Genomic DNA, 21,461 nt, shown 5'->3' with positions numbered 1-21,461 from the left:
CCAACTCCCCCAGCACCGTCCCCTCCGTCTCCGGCCTGCGGCCGCCGGCGCCCGACGAGCTCGACCCCGAGGAGCGCCTGGGCCGCGCCGAGATCGAGGCGCTGCAGCTCGAGCGCCTGCAGCAGACCGTCGCGCACGCGTACGAGCACGTGCCGCTCTACACCCGCAAGTTCGACGAGGCGGGCGTGCACCCGCGCGACATCCGCTCGCTCGCCGACGTCGCGAAGCTGCCGTTCACGACCAAGGCCGACCTGCGCGAGACCTACCCCTTCGGCATGTTCGCCGTGCCCATGTCCGAGGTGGCGCGCATCCACGCCTCGAGCGGCACGACGGGCCGGCCGACGGTCGTCGGCTACACGAAGGGCGACCTCGAGCGGTGGGGCTCGCTCGTGGCGCGGTCGCTGCGCGCGAGCGGCATCCGCCCCGGCATGAAGGTGCACAACGCGTACGGCTACGGCCTGTTCACCGGCGGGCTCGGCGCGCACGCGGGCATCGAGGCACTCGGCGCAACCGTCATCCCGATGTCGGGCGGACAGACCGCCCGCCAGGTGCAGCTCATCATGGACTTCGAGCCCGACGCGATCCTCTGCACGCCGAGCTACCTGCTCACGATCGCCGACGCGATGGCCGAGCAGGGCATCGACCCGCGCTCGACGTCGCTCAAGCTCGCCGTGCTCGGCGCCGAGCCGTGGACGAACGAGATGCGCCGCGAGCTCGAGGAGCGCCTCGGGCTCGACGCGCTCGACATCTACGGCCTCAGTGAGGTCATGGGCCCGGGCGTCGGCAACGAGTGCCTCGAGACGAAGGACGGCCCGCACCTCTGGGAGGACCACTTCCTGCCCGAGATCATCGACGGCGACACGGGCGCGGTCCTCGCCGACGGCGAGATGGGCGAGCTCGTGTTCACCTCGCTCACCAAGGAGGCCTTCCCGGTCATCCGGTACCGCACCCGCGATCTCACGCGCCTGCTGCCCGGCACCGCGCGCCCCGGCATGCGCCGCATGGAGAAGATCACCGGACGCAACGACGACATGATCATCCTGCGCGGGGTCAACCTCTTCCCGACGCAGATCGAGGAGCTCGTGCTCGGCATCGAGCAGCTCACGCCGCACTTCGTGCTCGAGCTCTCGAAGGAGGGGCGAATGGACGCCCTGAAGGTGCGCATCGAGCGGCACCCCGACCTCTCGGTCGAGACGTGCGAGGCCGCGGCCGTCGTGCTCGCCCAGCGCATCAAGGTGCACGTCGGCTCGACCGTGGTCGTGCAGCTCGAGGAGCCGGGCACGCTGCCGCGCAGCGAGGGCAAGTACAAGCGGGTCTACGACCTGCGCAACGGGTGACACCGATGGTTGAGGAGCGAGCGACGAAGGCGGTGGGTTGAGGAGGCGCGCCAGCGCCGTCTCGAAACCAGCACGCGTCTCGAAATCGCCGCGCCCACCGACCGGGTCGCGCTGAGAATGCGAGGATGGGGGCGATGAGCGAGAACGGAAGCCTGCGACGGGGCCGCCCCGGCTACGACCGGCAGGGCATCCTCGACGTCGCCGTCGCCGCGTTCAACGAGTTCGGTTACGACGCGACGTCGATGGGCGTGCTCGCCGAACGGCTCGGCCTGTCGAAGTCGGCGATCTACCACCACTTCGCCTCGAAGGACGAGATCCTCGAGCAGGCGCTCGATGCCGCGCTCGGCGGGCTCGAGGGCGTCGTCGACGAGAGCGACGCCGCGGGCGGCCGCGCCGCCGACCGGCTCGACCGGGTGCTGCGGGGCGCCGTGCACGTGCTCGTCGACGAGCTGCCGTCGGTCACGCTGCTGCTGCGCGTGCGCGGCAACACCGAGGTCGAGCGCCGGGCGCTCGCCCGCCGCCGCGACTTCGACAAGCGGGTCACGGCGATCGTGGCCGAGGCCCAGCGCGAGGGCACCCTGCGCAGCGACATCGATGCGAGCGTCGTCTCGCGCCTCGCCTTCGGCATGATCAACTCGATCGTCGAGTGGTACCGGCCGGGCGGCCGCGAGAACGCCGACCGGCTCGCCGACGACGTCATCGCGATCGCGCTCGACGGACTTCGCATGCCGACCGAGAATCGGGTCGAAGAGCTGCTGCCCTGAAACGATCCCGCCGGCCCCGGATCCCCGGGCGGCGACCTCGAACGAACGGAGACTCCGATGCTCGAACCGCTCGCCGACCTGCCCGCCGGAGTGCTCGGCTTCCGTGCCGTCGGCACGATCGAGGCGGCCGACTACCGCGACGTGCTCGACCCCGCGATCGACGCCGTGCTCGCCGACGGACGCAAGCTCGACCTCGTCTTCGTCATGGGCGCCGAGTTCGACCGGTTCTCGTTCGGCGCGATGCTCGAGGACGCGAAGCTCATCGGTCGTCCGCTCTCGGCCTGGCGCCGCGCGGCGTTCGTGACCGACCACGACGTGCTCGCCGGCATCGCGACCGCGTTCGGCGGGCTCGTGCCGGGCGAGTTCAAGGTGTTCCCGCTCGCACGTGAGGCCGACGCGATCGCGTGGGTCGCGACGGCGTCGGGCTCACCCGACGCGACCGACGCGTAAGGGCCCGGCGCCCGCCTGCCCATTCCTCACGCGGTCGCGTGCTCGCGGTCGCTCACGCGGTCGCGCTGAGCGGCGAGTGCGCGGGCACGGCCGAGCGCTGGAACCACCCGCGGCGCGCACCGCGGGCGCGACGGCCGGCGGGCTCGCCCGCCTCGGCCAGGCGCTCGGCGATCACGCGACGCCGCTCGAGCGTGCGCGCGAGTCGCGCGTCGGCTTCGGCGGCGAGGTGCGGGAATGCGGTCTCCGAGATGTACATGGTGTCGACTCCTTCGATCGACACTCAGCCTCCGCCCTGAGGTGCCGCCGAGGCATCCGGACATCGCCCTATTTCGGGTACGGGGCGGCCCTGAGGTGGCGCCCCGTACCCGCCGCTCAGTCCGCGACCGGTGCCGTCACGGCGGGCTCGGACTTCTGCGAGGCGGTGATGCCCTTGCGCAGCGCCAGCAGCAGGAGGATGAGCCCGGCCGTGACGATGATGTGGCCGAGACCCGCGATGCCGGCGATCGCGGCGTTCGACTCCTCGCCGAGCACGGTCAGCGAGCCGTGCCAGACCATCATGGCGCTCGTCAGCAGCACGCCGGCGTTGTAGACCCAGAAGAACCAGCCGAACAGCGGGCTCGCACTCAGCGTGAACACCTTCTCGAGGGCGAGCACGATGAGCATCATGAGCAGGCCGAGGGCGAGCAGGTGCGTGTGCACGACCGACAGCTGGGTCGGCGTTCCCTCGACCCAGTCGTTCGCCTTCGTGAACTCTCGGTAGAACAGGCCCGAGCCGAGCCCGAGCACGACGTAGACGACGGCGGCGGTGAAGAGTCGGTTCATGGATGTCGCTCCTTCGGTCGCGCCCTGGTCGGCGCGTTCGCGGGCGCCCTGGTCGGCGCGTTCGCGCCCAGTCTGGCGCAGGCGCGCCGAGGCCGCATCGTTCGAAGGTTCGAAGGTTCGAAGGTGCTCGGCCCGGTGCGACGTCGACCGGCCTACGCCGGCTGCGCCTCGGCGCGCTCCTTCGCGACGAGCGTGAGCACGTCGTAGGTCGCGACGAGCTCGTCGTTCTGGTTCTTCAGCACCGCGTCCCAGCGCACCTCGCCGTACTCGTCGGTCTCGCGCGGCGAGATCTGCTTGGCCGTGAGCTCGACGCGGATCTCGTCGCCGGGCGACACGGGCGTGATGAATCGCAGGTTCTCGAGGCCGTAGTTCGCGAGCACGGGGCCCGGCTCGGGGTCGACGAAGAGGCCCGCCGCCCACGACACGAGCAGGTAGCCGTGCGCCACCCGGCCCGGAAAGAAGGGGTTCGCGGCCGCCGCCTCCTCATCCATGTGCGCGTAGAACGTGTCGCCCGTGAAGTTCGCGAAGGTCTCGATGTCGTCGAGGGTCACGACGCGCGGCGCCGAGGCGACCTGGTCTCCGATGCGCAGCTCGGCGAGCGACTTGCGGAACGGGTGCGGCTCGCCGGTCTCCTCGTACGGACGGGCCGACGCGCCCTGGTGCCACACGCCCGTGAGCGCGGTGAGCATCTCGGGCGAGCCCTGCACGGCGGTGCGCTGCATGTGGTGCAGCACGGCGCGGATGCCGCCGAGCTCCTCGCCGCCGCCGGCCCGCCCGGGGCCGCCGTGCACGAGGTTCGGCAGCGGCGAGCCGTGCCCGGTCGAGGTGCGCGCGTCGTCGCGGTCGAGGAACAGCACGCGGCCGTTGTACGCCGCGATGCCCGAGGCGAGCGCGACGGCGACCGACGGGTCGTGGGTCGCGACGCTCGTCACGAGCGACCCGCCGCCCTTCGCGACGAGCGCGGCGGCCTCGTCGAGCGAGCCGTAGCCGACGATCGACGACACCGGACCGAAGGCCTCGACCTCGTGCAGCGCCTCTGACGAGGCATCCGCGAATCGCAGCAGCACCGGCCCGACGAACGCGCCGTCGGCGGCCTCGCCCTGCGTGCCGTCGGCAAGGGTGACGGTGGGGGCGCTCGTCGAACCGACGACGACCTCGCCGCCGGCCTGCTCGAGGCGGCCGACCTGGCGCAGCACCTCGTCGCGCTGCTCGAGCGAAGCGAGCGGGCCCATCGTGACGCCCTCGGCGCGCGGGTCGCCGACGACGACGCGCTCGGCGATGCGCGCCCGCACCGCGTCGATGACGGCGTCGACGGATGCCTCGGGCACGATCGCCCGGCGGATCGCGGTGCACTTCTGCCCGGCCTTCGTCGTCATCTCGACGACGAGCTGCTTCACGTACGCGTCGAACTCGGGGGTGCCCGCGACGGCGTCGGTGCCGAGCACCGAGGCGTTGATCGAGTCGGTCTCGCTCGTGAAGCGCACCCCGCCCGTCTGCACGGCATCGTGGGCGCGCAGCCGCTCGGCCGTCGACGCCGAGCCGGTGAAGCCGACGAGGTCGCCGAGGCGCAGCTCGTCGAAGAGCGTCGGCACGCTGCCCGACACGAGCTGCAGCGAACCGTCGGGCAGCAGGCCCGACTCGACGAGGATGCGCACCATGTGCTCGGCGAGGTAGCCGGTGGGCGTCGCGGGCTTCACGACCGTCGGCATGCCGGCGAGGAACGCCGGCGCGAACTTCTCGAGCGAGCCCCACACGGGAAAGTTGAAGGCGTTGATCTGCACGGCGACGCCGGGCAGGCGGGTGTAGATATGCCGCCCGAGGAATGAACCGTCTTTCGAGAGCGGTTCGACCGCGCCGTCGACGTAGACCTTCGCGTTCGGCATCTCGCGGCGGCCCTTGCCCGAGTAGGTGAAGAGCACGCCGATGCCGCCGTCGATGTCGACCCACGAGTCCTGCTTCGTGGCGCCGGTGCGGCTCGAGATCTCGTACAACTCGCCCTTGCGCTCGGTGAGCGCGAGCGCCATCTGCTTGAGCAGCACCGCGCGCTGGTGGAAGGTCAGCTCGCCGAGGCTCGCCTGCCCGACCGTGCGGGCGTAGTCGAGCGCCGCGCCGAGGTCGAGGCCCTCGGTCGAGACACGGGCGATCACCTCGCCCGTCGACGCGTCGCGCACCTCGGTCGCCCGCTCGGCCGCCTCGGGCGCCGGGGTCCACCACTCGCCGCGGACGTAGCTCGGCAGCATCTCGCTCGGCAGCATCTCGGTCATCGTGTTCCCTTCATGCCTCACGAGGCATCCCACCGGTAGAAGCCCTCGCCCGTCTTGCGGCCGAGCTTGCCCTCGGCGACCAGGCGGCGCAGCAGGGCGGGCGGTTCGAATCGGTCGCCGAGCGTCTCGGCGAGGTACTCGGCGATGCCGAGCCGCACGTCGAGGCCGACGAGGTCCGTGAGCCGCAGCGGGCCCACGGGGTGCTTGTACCCGAGCGTCATCGCGGCGTCGATGTCCTCCGCCGAGGCGACTCCGGCCTCGAGCATGCGGATGGCCTCGAGCCCGAGGGCGACGCCGAGGCGCGACGACGCGAATCCCGGCGCGTCGGCGACGACGATCGGCGTCTTGCCGATGGCGCGCACCCAGTCGCGCGCGTCGTCGACGAGCGAGGCGTCGGATGCCTCGCCGCGGACGATCTCGACGAGGGTCGACGCCGGCACGGGGTTGAAGAAGTGCATGCCGACGAACCGGCCCGGCCGCGCGAGCAGGGCCGCGAGCTGGTCGATCGAGATCGACGACGTGTTCGACGCGAGCGCGGCACCGGGCGCCAGCACGGACTCGACGCGCGTGAGCGCGTCGATCTTGAGCCCCAGGTCTTCGGGCACCGCCTCGACGACGAGGTCGCACGAGGCGAACGCGTCGACGGCGGTGCTCGTCGCGAAGCGGCCGGCGTATGCCGCAGCATCCTCGTCGGCGGTGCCGCGCGCGATCGAGGCGTCGACCGACTCGAGCACGCGCACGGAGGCGGCCGACGCGGCGTCGGCGTCGCGCTCGACGACGGTCACGCGCGAGCCGGCGAGCAGGAAGGCGTGCGCGATGCCGGCGCCCATGCGGCCGCCGCCGAGTACGCCGACCTCGGCCGGCGCGCCGGTGCTGGTTCGAGTCTCGGTCACTGCTTCCTCTTCTCCAGGAACTCGGTCATGCGGCGCATCTTCTCGGGGCTCTCGAAGAGCACGGCCTGCTCGTCGAGGTCGACGGCGGGGTGCGCCGAGCGCGGCGCGCGGAAGACGCGCTTCGTCGCCATCGTCGCGGCCCGGTCGTTGCGGGAGATGCGATCGGCGATCTCGTGGGCGGCGACGAGTAGGTCGGCGGCCGGATGCACCGACGAGACGAGCCCGATCGACAGCGCCTCGGCGGCGTCGATCGTGCGGCCCGTCAGCAGCAGCTCGGCCGCGCGGGCGTCGCCGACGATCTCCTTGAGCCGCCAGCTCGCGCCGGCCGCGGCGATGATGCCGAGCCCCGTCTCGGGGTTGCCGATCTTGAGCGAGGGCGTCGCGATGCGGATGTCGGCGGCGTAGGCGAGCTCGGCGCCGCCGCCGAGGGCGTACCCGTCGAGCGCGGCGATGACCGGCATCGGCAGGTCGGCGATGCGGATGAAGGCGTTCGCATTGATGCCGCGCTTCGCGTCGTGGGCGCGACGGTCGCGCAGCTGCGCGATGTCGGCACCCGAGGCGAACACGCCGCCGGCGCCCGTGAGGATGAGGATGCGCGGGTCGGCCTCGAGCTCCCCGCACAGCGCGTGCAGGGCATCGATCGTCGCCTGGTCGATCGCGTTGCGCTTCTCGGGGCGGTCGAGGGTCGCGACGACGCGGTCGTCGAGCCGCTCGATGCGGAGGGTCTCGCTCATCACACGCGCTCCACGATGAGGGCCGACCCCTGGCCGACGCCGACGCACATGGTCGCGAGGCCGTAGCGCGAGCCCTCGCGCTCCATGCGACCGAGGAGCGTGACGACGAGTCGCGAGCCGCTCGACCCGAGCGGGTGCCCGAGCGCGATGGCGCCGCCGTCGGCGTTGACGATCGCGTCGTCGAGGCCGAGCCGGCGGATGCACGCGATCGACTGCGTCGCGAACGCCTCGTTGAGCTCGATCGATCCGATCTCGTCGAGGTCGATGCCGGCGCGCTCGAGGGCCTTCTCGGTCGCGGGCACGGGGCCGAGGCCCATGATCTCGGGGGCGATGCCGGCGCTCGTGCCGACCACGATGCGCGCCCGCGGCGTGAGGCCGTAGCGCTCGACCGCCGCGCCGCTCGCGACGACGATCGCCGAGGCGCCGTCGTTGAGCGAGCTCGAGTTGCCGGCAGTCACGACCTCGCCGCCCGGCACGACGGGGCGCAGCCGGGCGAGCCCCTCGAGACTGGAGTCGGGGCGCGGGCCCTCGTCGACGAGGACGTCCCCGCGGTGCGTCGGCACGCCGACGATCTCGGCCTCGAACCGTCCGGCGGCGACCGCGGCGGCGGCCCGCTGCTGCGAGCGCAGCGCGAAGGCGTCGGCCTCGGCGCGGGTGATGCCGTCGACGCGGGCGACCTCTTCGGCCGTCTCGGGCATCGAGAAGGTCGCCTTGTCGCGGGCGACGAGCTCGGGGTTCGGAAAGCGCCAGCCGATCGAGGTGTCGTAGGCGGCGCCGGGCTTGGCCCACGCCGAGCTCGGCTTCTGCTGCACCCACGGTGCGCGGGTCATCGACTCGACGCCCCCCGCGACGATGAGGTCGGCGTCGCCCGCGCGGATCGCCTGGGCCGCCATCGTGATCGCCGACATGCCCGAGGCGCAGAGCCGGTTGACCGTGACGCCGGGCACCTCGTCGGGGAGGCCCGCGAGCAGCACGGCCATGCGGGCGACGTTGCGGTTGTCCTCGCCGGCCTGGTTGGCGGCGCCGAGGATCACCTCGTCGATCTCGCCCGCCTCACCCGGCGCGAGGCCCGAGCGGCGCACCGCCTCGCCGACGACGAGAGCCGCGAGGTCGTCGGGGCGGACCGTGGCGAGGGCGCCGCCGTAGCGGCCGACGGGCGTGCGCGCCCCTCCGACGAGATAGGCCTCGGCCATGCGCTCTCTCCTGACTGCGTTGTCGACGGGGCACCGTGTGCACGGTATCGCCCGGCCGAATTCCTGACCGAGCGTTCGGGAAGTAATTATGGCACGTCACGGCACTCGCCGCGACATCCCGGCCGCTCGAGCGAGCCCCGAACGACGCGGATGCCTCGGGGCGGCGTTCGCCCCGAGGCATCCGTGTGCGTCGAAGGATCAGTCGAGCAGGTCGACGTCCTTCGTCTCCTTCACAAGCGAGACGCCGATGAGCGAGATCACTGCCGCGATCGCGATGTAGACGCCGATCGTCCACGAGGCGTGGAACTGGTTCATGAGCGCCTCGGCGATCATCGGGGCGAACGCGCCGCCGAGGATCGCGCCGAGCGCGTACCCGATCGAGACGCCCGAGTAGCGGACGTTCGCGGGGAACATCTCGGCGTAGAGCGCAGCCTGCGGGCCGTACGAGAGTCCGAGTCCGAACGTCATCACGAAGAGGGCGACGAAGTACCAGAGGATCTCGCCCGTGTCGATGAGGAACCACATCGGCACGGCCCAGAGCGCGAGGAACACGTACCCGATCTGGAACGTGCGAACCCGGCCCAGCCGGTCGGAGATGCGGCCGCCCCAGAGGGTGAAGCCGAGCCAGCCGAACGACGCGAGCGTCGTCGCGAGCAGCACGGTCGGGCGGTCCATGCCGAGCGCCGTCACCGCGTAGGTCGCGAAGTAGGCGATGAGCAGGTAGCCGGCCGCGTTGTTCGCGATGAAGATCACCGCGGTGAGCACGACCTGCTTCGTGTTCTTGCGGAACAGCTGGCTGAGCGGGGCCGAGGCCTCCTTGCGACGGCGCAGCAGCTCCTCGAAGACGGGGCTCTCCTCGACGGCCTTGCGAATGACGTAGCCGACGATGATCAGCACGATCGAGAGCAGGAACGGGATGCGCCAGCCCCACGCCATGAACGCCTCGGGCGACATCGAGCTCGTGAGCACCCACAGCGTGAAGGTCGCGAGGATCATGCCGACCGGTACGCCGATCTGCGGGAAGGCGCCGAAGAAGCCGCGCTTCGCGTTGGGCGCGTGCTCGACGGCCATGAGGGCGGCACCGCCCCACTCGCCGCCCGCCGAGAAGCCCTGCAGGATGCGGAGGAGGATGAGCAGGATCGGCGCGGCGATGCCGATCGCCGCGTAGGTCGGCAGGAGGCCGATGAGCGCGGTCGAGAGGCCCATCATGACGAGCGTGAAGACGAGCATCTTCTTGCGGCCGATCTTGTCGCCGAGCCGGCCGGCGACGATCGCGCCGAGCGGACGGAACAGGAACGAGATGCCGATCGTCGCGAACGAGAGCACCTGGGCGAGACCCGGGTTCGACTCGGCGACGGGCGCGAGGAAGAGCGGCGCGAGCACGAGGCCCGCGGCCTGTGCGTAGATGAAGAAGTCGTACCACTCGATCGAGGTGCCGACGAGGGTGCCGGCGAGCACCTTGCGTTCTTCGGCGGTGATCGCGCGGGGCGGGGCGGGGTCGGTGACAGCAGTCGACATGCGAACTCCGTTGTTCAATGGGGGCGAAGGCCAGGGCGCCGGTCGACGCGGCTGGAGGGGTGGGGGCCGCGTCGGGGTCGATTTCCTGACCGATTGTTCGGTAGGGAATCCAGAGCGTATCGCATCCACCCGCCCGCGCGGAAGGCTGTCAGCGGCATCGGGCAGGCTTGGGTGCATGACCGACCTGCGCGCGCCCGCCCTCGACGCCCTCCGCGAGCTCGTCGGGCGCGACGACGCCGAGTTCCACGACGGCCAGTTCGCAGCGATCGAGGCGCTCGTCGCCGGCCGCCGGCGCGCACTCGTCGTGCAGCGCACGGGCTGGGGCAAGTCGGCCGTCTACTTCGTCGCGACGTCGCTGCAGCGCCGGGCCGGCGCCGGCCCCACGCTGCTCGTCTCGCCGCTCATCGCCCTCATGCGCGACCAGATCGCCGCCGCTGAACGAGCGGGCGTGCGCGCGGTCGCGATCAACTCGACGAACGCGCACGAGTGGCGCGACGTCGAGCAGCAGCTCGCGGCCGACGAGGTCGACGTGCTGCTCGTCTCGCCCGAGCGGCTCAACAACCCCTCGTTCCGCGAGACGCAGCTCCCCGCCCTCGTCGACCGCATCGGCCTGCTCGTCGTCGACGAGGCGCACTGCATCAGCGACTGGGGCCACGACTTCCGGCCCGACTACCGGCGCCTGCGCGAGCTCATCGCGCAGATGCCGGCCGACGTGCCCGTGCTCGCGACCACGGCGACCGCGAACAGCCGGGTCGTCGCCGACGTGGCCGAGCAGCTGGGCGCGACCGCGACGACGACGCTCGTCGGCGGCGGGGGCGACGGGGCGGATGCCGCGGCCGAGGTGCTCACGATCAGGGGGCCGCTCGCCCGCGCGTCGCTGCGCCTCGGCGTGCTGCGACTGCCCGACTCGCCGAGCCGGCTCGCGTGGCTGCTCAACCATCTCGACGAGCTGCCGGGCTCGGGCATCATCTACGCGCTCACCGTCGCCGCGGCGAACGACACGGCCCGCCTGCTGCGCGAGCACGGCCACGCCGTGCGCGCCTACACCGGCCAGACCGACCCCGACGAGCGCGCCGAGTCCGAGGCGATGCTCAAGCGCAACGAGGTCAAGGCGCTCATCGCGACGAGCGCGCTCGGCATGGGCTTCGACAAACCCGACCTCGGTTTCGTGCTGCACCTCGGCGCACCCTCGTCGCCCGTCGCGTACTACCAGCAGGTCGGCCGCGCCGGCCGCGCGACCGAGTCGGCCGACGTGCTGCTCATGCCCGGCACCGAAGACCCCGACATCTGGCACTACTTCGCGACCGCGTCGATGCCCGACGAAGAGCGGGCGGGCCGGGTGATCTCGGCGCTCTCGCCCGATCGGCCGACGTCGACGCCCGCCCTCGAGGCCATGGTCGACATTCGCCGAACCCCGCTCGAGCTGCTGCTCAAGGTGCTCGACGTCGACGGCGCGGTGCGCCGAGTGCAGGGCGGCTGGGTGGCGACGGGCGAACCGTGGGTCTACGACGCCGACCGCTACCGCCGCATCGCGGGCGAACGCAAGGCCGAGCAGCAGCACATGCTCGAGTACGAGACGACCGACGGCTGCCGCATGGAGTTCCTGCAGCGCTCGCTCGACGACGACACGGCCACCCCGTGCGGCCGGTGCGACAACTGCGCCGGGCCCTGGTACCCGACGAGCGTCGGCGGCGAGGCATCCGCCGCCGCTCGTGGCGCCCTCGACCGGGTGGGCGTGCCGATCGAGCCGCGCGCGCAATGGCCGACGGGCGCCGACCGGCTCGGCGTGCCGGTGAAGGGGCGCATCGCCCCCGACGAGCGCGCCGCCGAGGGACGGGCGCTCGCTCGCCTCACCGACCTCGGCTGGGGCGGCACCCTGCGCGAACTGTTCGCGGCGGGCGCGGCCGACGCACCGGTGCCGCCGCGCGTGCTCGACGGCTGCGTGCGCGTGCTCGCCGAATGGGGCTGGGCAGAGCGGCCCGTCGCGGTCGTCGCGATGCCGTCGCGCTCGAAGCCGCAGCTCGTCGACTCGCTCGCCCGCGGCCTCGCCGACATCGGGCGACTCCCCTACCTCGGTGCGCTCGAGCTCGTCGACGGCGGGCCGACCGGGCAGCCCGGCGGCAACAGCGCCTTCCGCCTCGCGGGCGTGTGGGGGCGGTTCTCCGCCGCCGGGCTCGACCTGCCCGCGGGGCCCGTGCTGCTCGTCGACGACCAGGTCGACAGCCGCTGGACCCTCACGGTCGCCGCGCGCGAGCTGCGGGCCGCCGGCGCGACCGCGGTGCTGCCGTTCGCGCTCGCGGTGCGGGGCTGACGGCCGGTCTCAGCCCTCCGACGGCGCCTCCGTGTCGGCGGGCGCCTCGGTGTCGGTCGGCTCGTCGCTCGCGGCGGGCGGCTCCGTCGGCGCGGGCGCCGGCGTCGACGGCGGGCCGAAGAGCCGCCACGATCCGGCCGCGCACTCGTAGAACTGCACCGTCGACGTGTCGATGTAGACGTCGCCGTTCGTCGTGCACGTGTCGGCCGAGGGGGCGCCGATGCCGAGCAGCACCTGGGTGCCGGGCGTTCCGGCCTCGCCCTGCTCGCCCTGCTCCCCCTGTTCGCCCTGCTCGCCCTGTGCTCCGGTCGCGCCGGTCTTCCCGGTGGCGCCCGTGAGGTTCTCGGCGGCGGACTCGCGGATGTTGCCGACGAGGGTCCACTCGCCGTCCTCGAAGAGGTACACGTCGGAGGTCGTGATGTCGATGTAGACGTCGCCGTCGTAGCCCTTGCCCGCCTCGGGAACGCCGCTGCCGGCGCGCACGGCCGACCCGGCGGGGAGGATCTCCTCGAGCGCGTCCTCGTAGGCGGCCTCGTCGACCGTCGCCGACGGGGTGGGCGACGGCGCAGCCTCGGGCGTGCCGCCACGCGCGAGCCACGAGCCGAGGAACGCGGCGACGAACGAGAGCACGACGATGATGACGCCGAACCAGATGAGCATCGTGCGGCTCACCGCGGGCGGCGGCGCTGCGGCGGCCCCGGCGGGCGCCGGCGCTGCTGCGGCCGGCGGACCGGTCGGCGGAGCGGCCTGCGGGTTCTGCTCGTCGGTCATGCGGGTGCGCCTCCCCACCGCGCTCCCGCCCGAGCCCCGACGGCCGTGCCGGGGAGTCGCGTCGCGCCCATGCTAGCGGCGCGACTCCCCCTCGCTCAGGAGGCGGACGAGTCGTCCGCCGTGTCGGCCACGCGGCCGACCTCGACGAGCACGGCGTCGCCGAGGCGCACGTCCTCGAAGTCGACCTCGATCTCGGCCCGGCCGAGCATCTCGCTCAGGCGACGCTGGCGGTTGCGCGGGATGAGGGTCACGACGCGACCGGCCTTGCCCGCGCGGCCCGTGCGGCCGGCGCGGTGCAGGTACGTCTTGTACTCGTCGGGCGCGTCGGCCTGGATCACGAGATCGATGTCGTCGACGTGGATGCCTCGCGCCGCGACATCCGTCGCGACCAGCACATCGACCCGGCCGCTCGTGAGCTGCTGCAGGTTGCGGGTGCGGCGCGACTGGTTCAGGTCGCCGTGGAGGGCGACCGCGCGGATGCCCGCGTCCTCGAGGTGGTCGGTAAGGTCCTCGGCGAAGGCGCGCGTGCGGCTGAAGACGAGCGTCTTGCCCTCGCGGTTCGCGAGCTCGGCGACGATGTCGCGCTTGTCGCGGTTGTCGATGACGAAGACGCGGTGGTCGATCGTCGACGACGCCTGGTCCTCACCGGCGACCTCGTGCACGGCCGGGTCGACGAGGAACTCGTCGACGAGGGCGGCCACGCCCGTGTCGAGGGTCGCCGAGAACAGCAGCTTCTGTCCACCGGGCGCGGTGCGGCGGATGATGCGCTGCACCGGCTCGAGGAACCCGAGGTCGCACATGTGGTCGGCCTCGTCGAGCACGGTGATGACGACCTCGGAGAGGTCGAGGCGGCCCTGCTCGATGAGGTCTTCGATGCGGCCGGGGGTGCCGATCACGATGTCGACGCCGCGCTGCAGCGCACCCACCTGGCGCCCCTGCGGCACGCCGCCGTAGATCTGCGTCGTGAAGAGGCCGACGCTCTGCGCGATCGGCTGCACGGTGCGGTCGATCTGCAGGGCGAGCTCGCGCGTCGGGGCGAGGATGAGCGCGCGGGGCTTGCGGCCGAACTGGCGGCGACCGCCGGCCTTGCCCGATGCGGTCCAGAGCTGCATGAGCCGCTCGACGGCGGGCGCACCGAAGGCGATCGTCTTGCCCGAACCGGTGCGACCGCGCCCGAGCACGTCGCGACCCTCGAGCACGACCGGGATCGTCGCCGCCTGGATCGGGAACGGCGACACGGCGCCGAGCTCGTCGAGGGTGCGCACGACGTTGCCGCCGAGGCCGAGGTCGGTGAAGGTCACGCCCTCGACGGCGTCGGCCGTGATGGCCTCGGCGGCGAGTCGCTCGAGCACGACGTCGTCGTTCGGCGAGGACCGGGGCGCCTCGTCGCGGGCGGGGAAGAAGTTCGACGGCCGGCGCTCGGAGTCGCGGAAGCCGGGACGGTCGAACTCGCGGCGAGGACTGCGGTCGTCGCGGACCCGGTCGCCGCGGTCGTACGAACGTGCGGGACGCTCGTCACGGTCGTACCGGCGCGAGGCGCGGTCGTCGCGGTCGTACGAACGAGCCGGTCGGTCGTCGCGGTCGTACCGGCGAGCACCGCGATCGTCGCGGTCGTACCGGCGGGGGCCGCGGTGCTCGCGGTCGAACGAACCCGACGAGCGGTCGTTGCGGTCGTTGCGGTCGTTGCGGTCGTTGCGGTCGAAGGACCGTGCGGGACGGTCGTCGCGGTCGCGGCGGGGGCCGCGGTCGTCGCGGTCGAACGCGCGCGGCGCGCGGTCGTCGCGCCCGTTGCGATCGGAGGAGCGGGCCGGACGGTCCTCGCGGTAGTGCGGACGCGCGGGGCGGTCGCCGTACTCGCGACGGGGCGCGCGGTCGTCGCGGTACCCGCGCTCGGCGCGACCATCGCGCTCGGCGCGACCCTCGCGCTCGGCGCGGTGCGGAGTGCGCCCCGCGGCGATGCGCTCGTCACGGGACCAGCGCTGCTTGGCGGGCGCCTCCTCCTCGGGACGGTAGCCGCGGTGGCCGGGGCTGCGCGAGCCGGCCTTCTGCGCGCCGGACTTGTGCGCGCCGCGGCTCTTGCCGCCCTTCGCGTACGACGGGTCGAAGTTCGCGGCCGGGCGGCCGCCCTTGGGCTTCTTGTTCTTGGGCACGGTGGTGTCTTCCTGGGTTGTACGACAGGTACATGGCGGCGTCGCTGCGAGCGCAGCACGCCGAGAACCCGGAACATCGTCGACCGGGGCCGTTCACATACGGTGACTATCCGAGACCGGACGTCTCGGAACCGGCCCTTCAGACTCACAAACCCATCCGCGCGAACGCGGTGCCTAGAACCGACCTGTCGATGGTACCGGAAATCGTCTGGGAAACCCCCGTGCAGCGCGTGAATCCGGTGCGGAACCGGGCGGTGCGGGTGGGCCGAAAGGAGGACTATCCCCCGAACGGGGGCGCTGGCAGACTCGGCCGCAGGCCGCCCCCCGCGGCCGGTTCTGGAGGAAACCGTCCGATGAAGCACAGAGAACTCCGTCTCACCCGCACGAGCGCACTCCTCGCGAGCGCGCTCCTGATCCCGGCCGCGGCCGTGGTTCCGGCCGTCGCCGCGACGGCGCAACCGCAGGCCTCGGCATTCGCCGCGGCATCCACCACCGCCGACTGCTCGGCCGACCCGGACGCGCGCATCGCGTCCGTGCCGTCGCCCGAGGACGCGCTGGGCACGCCGCTCGGTCTCGGCCAGGCCGATCCGGTCACCGTCGACCAGATCCAGGAGTACGTCGCCGCGATCGACGCCGCGAGCGACCGCGTCGTCTCCGGCACCGTGGCGACGAGCAACGGCGGCGAGGAGATGCCGTACGCGATCGTGTCGAAGTCGTCGAACGTCACGAAGCCGGCGCTCGACAAGATCGCCCGGCAGATCCGCGAGCTGCGAGACCCGCGCGCCCTGAACGACAAGAAGGCCGCCGTCTACGCCGACGACCTGCCCGCGATCGCGTGGATCGCCGGCAACGTGCACGGCGGCGAGAAGTCGGGCGCCGACGCAGCGCTGAAGACGCTGTACGAGCTGTCGTCGGGCCTCTCGTGCGACGTCGAGAACCGGCTCGACAACCTGATCACCGTGATCATGCCGACACAGAACCCCGACGGCCGCAACGCGAACCGGCGCCAGAACGACTTCGGCTTCGACCTCAACCGCGACTGGTTCGCGCGCACCCAGGTCGAGACCGACGCGAAGCTCGAGCTGCTGCGCCAGTTCCCGCCGCAGGTGTTCATCGACGCGCACGAGATGGGCGGCCGGCAGTACTTCTTCCCGCCGAACGCCGACCCGATCCACCACGAGATCGCCGACCAGCCGGTCGACTGGATCAACCGCATCGGCGACGCGAACGCCGCGACGTTCACCGAGAACTACAACGGCATCTGCACCGACACCGTCACGACGGAGTGCTACTTCAACTACCGCTCGTACGACATGTTCTACATGGGCTACGGCGACACGGTGCCCGCGACCGGGTTCGGCGCGGCCGGCATGACCTACGAGAAGGGGTCGGCCTCGGCGACGGAGGACCGGGTGCAGCAGCAGTTCCTCACCCAGTGGGCGACGACCGGCTGGGCCGCCGAGAACAAGCATGAGATCCTCACGAGCTGGTACGACATCTGGAAGACCGCGCTCACCGAGGGCGAGGCCGGCACGCTCGAGCCCAACGAGGTCGTGCAGCCCACCAACACCGTGCAGTTCCCGGTGCCCGACCTGACGGTGCGCAGCTACTTCCTGCTGCCCGACCGCCAGCTCGGCGACGTGCGAGAGCTCGTCGACCGCCTGCGCCGCATGGACGTCGAGGTCTACGAGGTGCAGAAGCCGCTCGAGCTCGACTCGGCGCGCCTCTTCGGCGGCCGCGACGCGACCGACGTGACCGTGCCCGCGGGCTCCTACTGGATCCCGATGGCGCAGCCGCAGAAGCACTGGATCCAGGCGACGCTCGGCGAGGACCCGTACGTGCCGTTCCCGTACTTCTACGACGTCTCGTCGTGGAGCAACCCGCTGCTGGCGGGCATGAACGCCCTCTCGACCGGCGACGACGTGCAGCCCAAGGCGAAGCGCGTCACCGACACGGCGGGCGGCCTCGCGAACACGGCGAAGAAGGGCGAGTCGTACACGTACCCGCTCGACTCGTCGAAGGCGGCCGACCTGACGTTCGCCCTGCTCGGCCAGGGCGTCGAGCTGACGCGCACCGCCGACGGCACGGTCGTCGTGCCGACCTCGGCGATGCGCTCGGTCGACCTCGACCGGCTGGCGCGGGCGTCGGGCATCAGCCTCGTCAACGCCGAGACGCCGACGGACGCCTCGGCGCTGACCCTGCCCGACGTGGGCCTGTTCGGCGGCACCGGCATCTCGCTCACGGCGGGTTCGCACGGCGAGACGAGGTTCGTGCTCGGCGAGCGCTGGGGCCTCGACCTCGCACCCGTCACGACCGCCGACATCAACGACAACACGGCCGCGTTCACCGACCGCGACGTGCTCGTCGTGCCCGACGGCTCGAACGCGACGGGCGGACTCACGGCGACGGGCCAGGCGAACCTCAAGGCCTGGGTCGAGGACGGCGGCGTCTACCTCGGCTTCCGCAACGAGGGCACGCGCGTCGCGCGTTCGGCGGGGCTCACGAGCACGACCGAGCGGGCGAAGCCGGCCGGCTACCAGGTCGTCGGCTCGCACTTCCGCGTCGACACGGATGCCTCGAGCCCGGTGGGTCTCGGACGCCCCGGCGAGGACTTCGCCTTCAACAACGGCGACCCGATCCTCGAGCCGTCGACGACGGGCGAGAACGTCGTGACCTACCCGACGGGCGACACGTTCTGGACGAACGGCTACTCCGTCGGCGCCGACGCCCTCCGCGGTTCGGCGGCGGTCGTCGACGAGCCGGTCGGGTCGGGCCACGCGGTGCTCTACGCGTTCAACCCGCTGTTCCGCGCGTACAACGACTCGGGCATGCAGCTCGTGGCGAACGCGCTGCTCATGCCGGCGGGCGGGACGCAGGCCGACTCGAGCAGGGCCGTCGCGGCCCGGGAGGCGGCGCAGGCGGCGCCCGTCGCGGCCGACCTCGGCGGCGAGTGGCGGCCGATCTCGATCACGGTGGCGCCGAAGGACGCGAAGCAGGTGGCCGCGCTCGTCGCGGAGTACACCGACGACGCGACGAAGGCGACCGCCGGGGGCAGCACGGTCTTCACGATCGCGAACCCCGACGGGTTGAGCGCCGACGAGCACCCGTTCCTGCGCGAGCTCGTGCAGCGCATCCACGAACGGGGCGTCACGCCCGAGGCGATCGTCGGCTGACGCCGAGCAGCCGTTCGACGCATGACGGCCCCGCGACTCCACTCGGAGCCGCGGGGCCGTCGCCGTGAAACCTGCGCGAAACGCGCGCCGCCTACGCTCGTCGCATGCCGGCCGTACGACCCCGCTCCGCAGCATCCGTCTCGATCGCGGTCGAACCGCCCCGCCAGCCCGAGGTCGAGCGCCTGCTCGAGGGCAGCACCGAGTACTCGCGCGGCCTGTACCCGCCCGAGGCGTGCTTCCTGCTCGACGTCGCCCAGCTCGAGCGGCCCGAGGTGCGGCTGTACGTTGCGCGCGACGCCGCCGGGGCGGCCGTCGGCATCGCGGCGCTCGTCGACGAGGCGGCGGGCGGCGGGGCGGATGCCTCGGGCCCGGCCCCGTCCGCGAGCGCGGTGCGGGGCGAGCTGAAGCGCATGTTCGTCGACCCGGCCGGGCGCGGGCTCGGCGTCGCCGGGTCCCTGCTCGCGCGCATCGAGGCCGACGCGGCCGCGCGCGGCATCGACGAGATCGTGCTCGAGACGGGGCCCCGGCACCTGCCCGCCCTCGCGCTCTACGAGAAGCACGGCTACCGGCGCATCGAGCAGTTCGGCCAGTACGTCGGCGAGGAGTTCAGCGTGTGCATGGCGAAGTCGCTCGCGGGCGGGGGCGCGGAGGCGCTCGCGGGCGGCGGCGCGGAGGCGCTCACGGGCGGACGCGCGTCCGCCTGAGCATCGACGGGCGGCGAATGAGCAATCGCTACCCATCCGGGCGGGCAGCGGGTCGGGCCATCGTGGGACCCGACCTCCCGAAAGGACCCGCACCATGCTCCGCATCCTCTCCGCGGTCGGCCTCGGCGTCGCCGCCGGCGGCCTGATCGGCGCGATCGTCACCGGCGACCCCCGCTACTCGATGGTGTGGGGCATCGCGCTCACGATCGGCCTGCTCGCCGGCACCGCCTCGGTCTTCACGACGAGCCGCCGCGCGGTCGCGGTCGCCGCCGATCCGACCGGCGAGCTCGCCCTCGCGCGCATCGAGCGCATCCGCCGCACGGGCATGACCGTGAACGACCAGCCGCAGTGCGAGCTCGTGCTCACGGTGGCGCCCCGCCACCGTGCGGCGTACACGACCGTGCATCGCGAGATCGTCGACCTCGTCGCGCTGCCGCGCCTGCAGCCCGGCTGCGTCGTCGTCGTGCGCCGCCCCGTCGAGACGAAGGCGAACGTGCTGCTCGTCATGGATCCGCCCGACGACTGGGAGCGAATGCGCGAGGCCGAGCGCCTGCGCGCGGGCGCCGACCGCACCATCCCGCTCGCCGCGGCAGCGCAGGCGTGGCCGAGCGAGCCCGAGACGCTGCTCGGCATTCCGAAGCTGCGATCGAACCCGGTGCACACCGTGGTGTTCGCGATCGTGCTCGCCATCGCGGCCGCCGCGACCCTCGTGCCCGCCTACGGCACCATCAGCCGGTCGATCTCGGCGATCGCGTCGGGCGACCCCGCCGCCGCCGGCGTCGTCGAGGGCGACCGGCACGAGGAGATCGTCGACGCGCTCGTACGCGAGGTCGGCGGTGCGCAGTTCACGAGCGTCGGCTTCTACGACGGCTACGCGCTCGCCACGGCACCGTCGTCGCCCGGCGCCCTCACGATCGACGACTACCAGTACCGCTACGACCGCACCGAGCACCAGGGCCCCGAGCTGATCCAGCCCGACGACCCCGAGGCCGAGCTGTTCGACGTCAGCGTCGTCGACTTCGGCCGGGTGCGGGATTACATCGCCGCTGCGGAGGACGAGAGCGGCATCTCGGACCCGTCGTCGGTGATCGTGCGGTTCCAGCGGGCGGGCGTGGCCGACGCCTCGGGCGCCCGGCCCGTGCAGGCGATGGTCCTGCTCGACTCCGCCTACGACGACGCGACGGTGACGTTCGACGCGGAGACGGGGGCGCTCGTCTCGCAGTCGTGAGCAAGCGTTTCCAGATCGACCGATCGTGGGTTAGCATCGCTCCACCCCTGAACCCGGAGCCCGGTGTGAACTCGACCCGACGCACAGGCGGCTCCGGCACCCGCCGCAATCGGGTGGCCCTGGCCGCCGCGGCCGTAGCGGCCGCCATCGCCGGTGTCGTCGCGCTCTCGGGCTTCCACCAGCAGGTGCGCGAGATCGAACCGCCCGGCCCCGATGCGGCGAGCGAGGTCGTCGGCGACGAGATCGTGGGCATCCGCACGTTCACCCCGCCCGACGGGCTGCGGGTGGAGTCCGACCTCGAGTACGGCGTCCGCGAGGACGGCACGCTGCTCACGCTCGACGTGTGCCGACCGGCGGCGACGACCCCCGCCGACGGCGCCGATCAGGCCGAGTCGCCGCTGCCCGCCGTCGTCTCGATCCACGGCGGCAGCTGGACCCGCGGCGACAAGGCGAACCCCGACTGGCGCAACGTCTGCCTGTGGCTCGCGAGCGAGGGCTTCGTCGGCGTCTCGGTGAATTACCGGCTCGTGCCCGGCGCGGTCTTCCCGGCGGCGATCGACGACGTCGCACTCGCCGTCGAATGGCTGCGCGATCCCGAGCAGTCCGAGCGGTTCGGCATCGACCCGGCGCGCATCGGCGCCTTCGGCGGCTCGGCGGGCGGCAACCTCGCGGCCCTGCTCGGCACGCGCGGCGATGGCGCGCTCGACGCGGGCTCGCGCGTCGCGGCGGTCGTCGAGCTGTCGGGCCCGGTCGGGCTCGGCTCGGCCGCGCTCGATGCCGACGAGGCATCCGTGTGGTTGCGCGGCATCATCGCCGACTACCTCGGATGCGCGTCGAACACCCCCGACGCGCGCTGCCCCCAGGCGATGGAGGCGTCGGCCGCGACGCACGTCGACCCGAGCGACCCGCCCGTGTTCATCGGCCACGCCGAGCACGAGATCGTGCCGCTCGGGCAGTCGACCCGCCTCGCCGCGGTGCTCGAGGCGGCCGGCGTGCCCGTCGAGCTCGCGGTGGTGCCCGGCGGCGAGCATTCGATCGGCATCCTCGACGAGCCGCTGCGCGCGCGGGTCGCGACGTTCCTGCACGCGCAGTTGGGCTGACGCCCGCGCGCGCAACCCCCTGCCCCGCGAGCCCGTCCGGCCGTAGGCT

General features: G+C 72.7%; 17 protein-coding genes. 8 read left to right on the top strand and 9 right to left on the bottom strand.

Annotation, left to right across the window (positions count from 1 at the left end; translation table 11 throughout):
• Positions 1 to 35 precede the first annotated feature (35 nt).
• The 3 genes from paaK to AC3RJ6_RS08455 all read left to right on the top strand — a co-directional run bounded on the left by paaK (position 36) and on the right by AC3RJ6_RS08455 (position 2,551).
• On the top strand, positions 36 to 1,337 hold the full coding sequence (gene paaK, locus AC3RJ6_RS08465; protein WP_491427150.1) for a phenylacetate--CoA ligase PaaK: 1,302 nt from the start codon (positions 36 to 38) through the stop codon (positions 1,335 to 1,337).
• A gap of 134 nt (positions 1,338 to 1,471) precedes the next feature.
• The gene (locus AC3RJ6_RS08460; RefSeq protein WP_491426557.1) at positions 1,472 to 2,101 is read left to right on the top strand and encodes a TetR/AcrR family transcriptional regulator; all 630 of its coding nucleotides are present in this window, start codon (positions 1,472 to 1,474) and stop codon (positions 2,099 to 2,101) included.
• A 57-nt stretch (positions 2,102 to 2,158) separates the two neighbouring features.
• A complete protein-coding gene (locus AC3RJ6_RS08455; protein WP_491426556.1) occupies positions 2,159 to 2,551 on the top strand; it encodes a SpoIIAA family protein in 393 nt (130 codons plus the stop codon).
• Positions 2,552 to 2,603: 52 nt separating this feature from the next.
• Here AC3RJ6_RS08455 and AC3RJ6_RS08450 read toward each other — a convergent pair whose 3' ends face one another.
• The 7 genes from AC3RJ6_RS08450 to AC3RJ6_RS08420 form a co-directional block, all read right to left on the bottom strand.
• Positions 2,604 to 2,807, bottom strand: a complete 204-nt coding sequence (locus AC3RJ6_RS08450; RefSeq protein ID WP_491426555.1) for a hypothetical protein — start codon at positions 2,805 to 2,807, stop codon at positions 2,604 to 2,606.
• Positions 2,808 to 2,923: 116 nt separating this feature from the next.
• Positions 2,924 to 3,373 carry a DUF2871 domain-containing protein gene (locus AC3RJ6_RS08445; protein ID WP_491426554.1) on the bottom strand — a complete coding sequence of 150 codons (450 nt, stop codon included), beginning with the start codon at positions 3,371 to 3,373 and terminating at the stop codon, positions 2,924 to 2,926.
• A gap of 152 nt (positions 3,374 to 3,525) precedes the next feature.
• Positions 3,526 to 5,637: a phenylacetic acid degradation bifunctional protein PaaZ gene (gene paaZ, locus AC3RJ6_RS08440; RefSeq protein ID WP_491426553.1), complete on the bottom strand. Its 2,112-nt coding sequence runs from the start codon at positions 5,635 to 5,637 to the stop codon at positions 3,526 to 3,528.
• 17 nt (positions 5,638 to 5,654) lie between these two features.
• Complete coding sequence (locus AC3RJ6_RS08435; protein WP_491426552.1) at positions 5,655 to 6,530, bottom strand: 3-hydroxyacyl-CoA dehydrogenase family protein; 876 nt, start codon at positions 6,528 to 6,530, stop codon at positions 5,655 to 5,657.
• Positions 6,527 to 7,264, bottom strand: coding sequence for an enoyl-CoA hydratase/isomerase family protein (locus tag AC3RJ6_RS08430; protein WP_491426551.1), 738 nt, complete (start codon positions 7,262 to 7,264; stop codon positions 6,527 to 6,529). The genes AC3RJ6_RS08435 and AC3RJ6_RS08430 overlap by 4 nt, the downstream gene beginning before the upstream one ends.
• Positions 7,264 to 8,457, bottom strand: a complete 1,194-nt coding sequence (locus AC3RJ6_RS08425) for a thiolase family protein (protein WP_491426550.1) — start codon at positions 8,455 to 8,457, stop codon at positions 7,264 to 7,266. Before AC3RJ6_RS08425 ends, AC3RJ6_RS08430 begins: the two co-directional genes overlap by 1 nt.
• A 198-nt stretch (positions 8,458 to 8,655) precedes the next feature.
• Entirely contained in the window at positions 8,656 to 9,975 is a 1,320-nt protein-coding gene (locus AC3RJ6_RS08420; RefSeq protein WP_491426549.1) for an MFS transporter, read from the bottom strand.
• 175 nt (positions 9,976 to 10,150) lie between these two features.
• Here AC3RJ6_RS08420 and AC3RJ6_RS08415 point away from each other — a divergent pair, with 175 nt between their 5' ends.
• The gene (locus AC3RJ6_RS08415) at positions 10,151 to 12,286 is read left to right on the top strand and encodes a RecQ family ATP-dependent DNA helicase (RefSeq protein ID WP_491426548.1); all 2,136 of its coding nucleotides are present in this window, start codon (positions 10,151 to 10,153) and stop codon (positions 12,284 to 12,286) included.
• Positions 12,287 to 12,295: 9 nt separating this feature from the next.
• Here AC3RJ6_RS08415 and AC3RJ6_RS08410 read toward each other — a convergent pair whose 3' ends face one another.
• Complete coding sequence (locus tag AC3RJ6_RS08410; RefSeq protein ID WP_491426547.1) at positions 12,296 to 13,057, bottom strand: hypothetical protein; 762 nt, start codon at positions 13,055 to 13,057, stop codon at positions 12,296 to 12,298.
• 95 nt (positions 13,058 to 13,152) lie between these two features.
• A complete protein-coding gene (locus tag AC3RJ6_RS08405; RefSeq protein WP_491426546.1) occupies positions 13,153 to 15,207 on the bottom strand; it encodes a DEAD/DEAH box helicase in 2,055 nt (684 codons plus the stop codon).
• 353 nt (positions 15,208 to 15,560) lie between these two features.
• On the opposite strand from AC3RJ6_RS08405, the gene AC3RJ6_RS08400 reads away from it, so the two are divergent.
• The 4 genes from AC3RJ6_RS08400 (at position 15,561) to AC3RJ6_RS08385 (ending at position 21,412) form a co-directional block, all read left to right on the top strand.
• Positions 15,561 to 18,380: a M14 family zinc carboxypeptidase gene (locus tag AC3RJ6_RS08400; RefSeq protein ID WP_491426545.1), complete on the top strand. Its 2,820-nt coding sequence runs from the start codon at positions 15,561 to 15,563 to the stop codon at positions 18,378 to 18,380.
• Between the two features lie 104 nt (positions 18,381 to 18,484).
• Positions 18,485 to 19,084 carry a GNAT family N-acetyltransferase gene (locus AC3RJ6_RS08395; protein ID WP_491426544.1) on the top strand — a complete coding sequence of 200 codons (600 nt, stop codon included), beginning with the start codon at positions 18,485 to 18,487 and terminating at the stop codon, positions 19,082 to 19,084.
• Between the two features lie 94 nt (positions 19,085 to 19,178).
• A complete protein-coding gene (locus tag AC3RJ6_RS08390; RefSeq protein WP_491426543.1) occupies positions 19,179 to 20,312 on the top strand; it encodes a hypothetical protein in 1,134 nt (377 codons plus the stop codon).
• Between the two features lie 65 nt (positions 20,313 to 20,377).
• Positions 20,378 to 21,412, top strand: coding sequence for an alpha/beta hydrolase (locus AC3RJ6_RS08385; protein ID WP_491426542.1), 1,035 nt, complete (start codon positions 20,378 to 20,380; stop codon positions 21,410 to 21,412).
• The last annotated feature ends 49 nt before the right edge of the window (positions 21,413 to 21,461 follow it).

This window comes from Agromyces cucurbitae (assembly GCF_058349945.1).
This window is presented reverse-complemented; position numbering and strand designations above follow the sequence as displayed.